The sequence below is a fragment of the Luteipulveratus flavus genome (genome assembly GCF_029439465.1).
GTDB lineage: Bacteria > Actinomycetota > Actinomycetes > Actinomycetales > Dermatophilaceae > Luteipulveratus > Luteipulveratus flavus.
In genome coordinates this window covers 1-4,057 of record NZ_JAROAV010000005.1, presented here as the reverse complement: position 1 = coordinate 4,057, position 4,057 = coordinate 1, and the positions used below count along the sequence as shown (strand labels likewise).

Below are 4,057 nucleotides of genomic sequence, written 5' to 3'. Positions count from 1 at the left end.
GCACCGGGTTCGACTCGTGCACCGGGTTCGACTCGTGCACCGGGTTCGACTCGTGCACCGGGTTCGAGCGCACCGGCGACCTGGCCAGGACGTGGTCCAGGCCCAGGCCCTTGAACGGGTCGAGGCCGTGCTTGGCGCGCGCATGCTGCAGCAGGGTCCAGCCGTCGGGCGGCTGAGCGGCGACGCCGTCCTTCACGCTGATCGACAACGTCGATACCCCGAGTGGAACGGACCGGGACTGTGAGCGCGCCTGTCCGTCCGAGTCGGGAGCGTTTGCCGATCCGGGATCCAACTCGATCTCCCAACCGAGGTCGTCCGCGACCTCGGTCAGCTTCGTGACGATGCCGTCCGAGTCGTCTGCCAACGTCGAGAGCATCAGGCGTGGGCCGACGTACGCGGTGGAACGTGGATTCACTCCCGCCACGGAGAGCGCGCTACGCGGGTCGAGGATGCGTCCGTCGGCACCTCCCATGACCTTGCGCGACGGAAGATCCGGGTCATGGTCTGGCCGTCGCGGTGCCTTGAAAGTCGGCGTGGAGGGACTGGACTCGGTCACGATGCTGCTCCCCTGTCGATGTGCCATCAGCGTCTGGTAGACGCGTCCTGGTGGTGCGGTCAGAGCTCGAAAGCCGGTGTGGCGAAGAGGTTCTGGTCGTCCTCGGCGGCAGCAAGGTCGGTGATCACAGCCCGCGTGAGTCCGACCGGCACCCGGTCGATCTCGAACCGGCCCTTTGAATCGGACTCGGCGACGTGCTCGCCGTCCTCCTGCTTCATGGTCACCCGCACCCGCCGCGGCGGTGACACCCAGCCGTCGACCCGGCGGACCCCCTCCTCCAGCGGACTCACCCGCATCATCAGCGAGCAGGTGCTGCCGGAGAACACCACCGTCAGCGTCTCGTCGTTGTCGCGCCGGGTGCCCACGAGCTCCCGGCTGCGCTCCACCAGGTGCATCAGCTCGTACTCGGCGTCCAGGTCCTCCATGGCGACGGAGACCAGGACCTTGTCCACCAGTCCCGTCGGCATCGGGTCACGCGCCTCCCACAGTCGGGCGAGGTCGTCGTACGTCACGTCGTTCGTCATCGGGGGCCCCTGTCGTTCTGGTCGGCGAGGAGGGTCCTCAGCTTGTCGAGGCACCGGCCGCGGGTCGGGCCGATACTGCCCACCGGCATGCCCAGCTCGAGGGCGAGGCCGGAGTAGTCGGGTCGGTCGGAGAAGGCGATGACGCGCAGCAGTCGCTGACAACGGTCGGACAGCTGCGACACCCCCGCCCACAGGCGTTCCCCCTCGTCGTGCGCGATCGCCTCCGCCTCGGCCGAGCGTCGTTCGGGCACCTTGAGCTCGATGACCTCGTCGGACACCGGCTCGGCGCGTCCCTCCAACCGGGACACGCGCCACGCCTCGCGGCGCGCGGTGGTCGTCAGCCAGGAGCCGACGGCCTGAGCGTCGTTGATCGAGTCGCGTCGGCGGACGAGTGCGAGCCAGGTGCTCTGCACGACGTCCTCCGCACGGTCCCGGTCGAGACCGTACGCGCGGACGACCTGCCACAGCACCGGGCTGAGCGCCCGCACCATGTCGTCGAGCGCCTGCGCATCCCCACTGCTCCACCGGCGGAAACAGTCTGCCGCCTGGGTCCACACACTCTCCCCCGTCGGAGCGGTGGACGTCTGATCGATGGACATGCTGACCTCCTCCCGGCGCTCGACGACGAGACCCCACGCAGGGCCTCTCACCGCCTCAGGAGATCGCCGTCGCGCCGCTGATACATGCGATCCTGACGAAATTACGCCGGGCCGGGGGACCCGTCGCCCTCTTTTCGCAGGCCGTCCCATCGCGGGGGCAATTCGCCGTCCCGGCGCAGCGGGCCGGCGGCGGTCGGCGCTGTACGCCTCCGGTCCGCTCGGTCGTACCGGACCGCCTCGGGGCGCAGGGTACCGAGCGGTCGTGCGGCCGTCCATGGCCGTCAGTCGCGGTGCTTGAGCAGGTGCGCGACGAGCCCCGAGCGGGTGCTCAGCCAGAGGCCGACGCGCTGGTCGAACAGCTCGAGGCTGTCCCACATCGGGAAGAGGCCGTCGTTGACCCGCACCGTCGCCCGCTGCAGCGCCCAGCTGTCGTCGCGGCCCGTCGGGGCGAACCGGATGTACGCGGGGAGCGCGTCGATCTGCTCCACCTGCAGCTGCGGGCTGCGCGGGTCGTTGCGTCCGGCGTTGTTGGTGTTGCCGCCGTCGCCGAGCACGTACTCGCGCGACGAGCCCGACTCGAAGTCGTCGGCGTCGGTGTCGAGGTAGAACTCCCGCCCGCAGAAGCCGAGGTACACGTCACCGTCGGTGCCCGCCCCGCTCGCGCGTCTCGTCTGGATGCTCACGTTGATGCTGCTGATGTCGACCATGGCCGGCCCCTCTGTCCGAAGGGCCGTCGCGGTGCCAGGGGTGACGTCGCGGCTGCGACCCTGTGCGGTGGAAGAGGGCGCGGGCAGGGGACTGATACGCGCGCCCGGTCGCCGGCGTACGGGCGTACGGCGAATCCGGTTCGGCTCACCAACGCGCTAGTTGAAGATTTGAGGTTCGAGGTGCGCCGAGCCGTGCCAACGGTTACTGTTCGTCGTCGATCGGCCGCGGGCACCCCGCGTATGCCGTTCGTACTGGGGGAAATCCAACACATCTCAGCCCATCTCGCCATGCCGTCATGCCGTCATGTCGAGGCGGGCGCATCGATCGGGCGCGTGCCCGACGGGAGGGCAGTCATGACGACGACACCTACGGACGGCTTCGACCAGCAAGCGGCCCCGACCGAGGGCAGCGCGCCCGTCGCCTCGGCAGCACCCGGCTCCACGTGGAACGCGCAGCCCGGCGGGGCTCCGCAGCCGTACGGTCAGCCCGGGTACGGCGCGTACGCTCCGCAGCCGCCCAAGAAGAAGCACACCGTGCGTAACGTCATCCTGATCGTGATCGGCGTCTGCATCCTCGGCATCGGTGGATGCTCGGTGCTCGTCATTGGCGGCGCGGCGAAGGTCGCGAACGACATCGAGAAGTCGGACAACGCGCCCGGCGGCCCCAAGAACCCGCTGGCGATCACGCAGGGCAAGGCGTTCGAGGTGCAGGGCTTCAGCTATGCCGCCGGGTGGTCGGTCGGCAACGACGAGATCCTGGGCACCACGGTCAAGGACCTGAAGGTCACCAACAACCGCAAGGACCGCGACGGCGCGATCGTCGAGGTCAAGTTCATGAAGGGCACCGAGGTGCTCGGCACCGTCGACTGCACCACCGAGCAGATCCAGGTGGGCCAGACGGTCACCCTGAACTGCCTCGGCACGACGAAGCCGGTCACAGGCTGGGACAAGATCACCATCAACGACACGTTCTGACCCGGCGCCCGGCGCCGTTCGTTGGACGGCTGTGCGCTGCCCTACGTGGTGGGGCAGTGCACAGTCGCGGCCATAGGGTTTCGATCGGCGCATCTTGTCGTCTCTACGTTTCCTGTTAGAGCAGGCTAGAGATCGTGATCGAGGACTCGACGCCTGAGCGGGCGGGCGCGTCAGGCGGCTCAGGGTTCGACGACGATCTCGACCTCGAACCCCTCCGAGCTCTCCAGGTAGAGGGCTGTGTGCTCGTCGCCGCCCGCGTGCGGGTAGTGGTCCGCGAACAGCTCGCGCCAGCCGTGGCCCGAGGACTCGGCGCGCATCCGGTCCAGCAGGTCGCGGCTCTCGACCGTGAACGCCACATGGTTCACGCCGGCACGCATCCGGTCGTGCTCGCCCGTCTGGTCGGCGGACGACTCCATGAACAGGTACGTGCCGTCCGGGTGCGCCCAGGACCGGCCGGACTCCCAGGACAGGTCGGCCTCCCAGTCCAGGTGGCCGAGGAGCCAGGCCCACTCGTCCCCGGCGGTGGCGTAGTCGTCGACCCAGAGGTCGAGGTGGTGGATCGCGCGCGCTGCCATGCGCCTATTCAACCGGTGGTGGCGTCCAGTTCTGGTTGAGCCGGGCGAGGCTGTGGGTCCGCTGGTTGAGCCGGGCGAGGCGCCAGCCGAGCCCGTGTCGAAACCTCGTGACGCGCAGGGA

5 protein-coding genes and 1 pseudogene are annotated in these 4,057 nt (G+C 69.2%); 1 reads left to right on the top strand and 5 read right to left on the bottom strand.

All coding sequences use genetic code 11. From position 1 onward, the window contains the following. The 4 genes and pseudogenes from P4R38_RS01320 to P4R38_RS01305 form a co-directional block, all read right to left on the bottom strand. Positions 1-208 (bottom strand): annotated as a pseudogene (locus P4R38_RS01320) (hypothetical protein); the annotation flags it as partial. Between the two features lie 407 nt (positions 209-615). Further along, positions 616-1,080: a hypothetical protein gene (locus P4R38_RS01315; RefSeq protein ID WP_277190671.1), complete on the bottom strand. Its 465-nt coding sequence runs from the start codon at positions 1,078-1,080 to the stop codon at positions 616-618. Continuing rightward, the gene (locus P4R38_RS01310) at positions 1,077-1,679 is read right to left on the bottom strand and encodes an RNA polymerase sigma factor (protein WP_277190668.1); all 603 of its coding nucleotides are present in this window, start codon (positions 1,677-1,679) and stop codon (positions 1,077-1,079) included. Before P4R38_RS01310 ends, P4R38_RS01315 begins: the two co-directional genes overlap by 4 nt. Before the next feature lie 281 nt (positions 1,680-1,960). Next, on the bottom strand, positions 1,961-2,386 hold the full coding sequence (locus P4R38_RS01305; RefSeq protein WP_277190667.1) for a hypothetical protein: 426 nt from the start codon (positions 2,384-2,386) through the stop codon (positions 1,961-1,963). A gap of 354 nt (positions 2,387-2,740) precedes the next feature. Between P4R38_RS01305 and P4R38_RS01300 the strand changes: the two genes are divergently transcribed. Further along, entirely contained in the window at positions 2,741-3,361 is a 621-nt protein-coding gene (locus tag P4R38_RS01300; protein WP_277190666.1) for a hypothetical protein, read from the top strand. Positions 3,362-3,540: 179 nt separating this feature from the next. Here P4R38_RS01300 and P4R38_RS01295 read toward each other — a convergent pair whose 3' ends face one another. Beyond that, positions 3,541-3,936 (bottom strand): VOC family protein, encoded by a 396-nt coding sequence (locus tag P4R38_RS01295; protein WP_277190665.1) that lies wholly within the window; start codon positions 3,934-3,936, stop codon positions 3,541-3,543. Positions 3,937-4,057 lie beyond the last annotated feature (121 nt).

Bases quoted from the DNA above. Each gene is read 5' to 3' on its own strand.
- P4R38_RS01315 (WP_277190671.1), bottom strand. From the start codon at position 1,080: ATGACGAACGACGTGACGTACGACGACCTCGCCCGACTGTGGGAGGCG.
- P4R38_RS01310 (WP_277190668.1), bottom strand. From the start codon at position 1,679: ATGTCCATCGATCAGACGTCCACCGCTCCGACGGGGGAGAGTGTGTGG.
- P4R38_RS01295 (WP_277190665.1), bottom strand. From the start codon at position 3,936: ATGGCAGCGCGCGCGATCCACCACCTCGACCTCTGGGTCGACGACTAC.
- P4R38_RS01300 (WP_277190666.1), top strand. From the start codon at position 2,741: ATGACGACGACACCTACGGACGGCTTCGACCAGCAAGCGGCCCCGACC.
- P4R38_RS01305 (WP_277190667.1), bottom strand. From the start codon at position 2,386: ATGGTCGACATCAGCAGCATCAACGTGAGCATCCAGACGAGACGCGCG.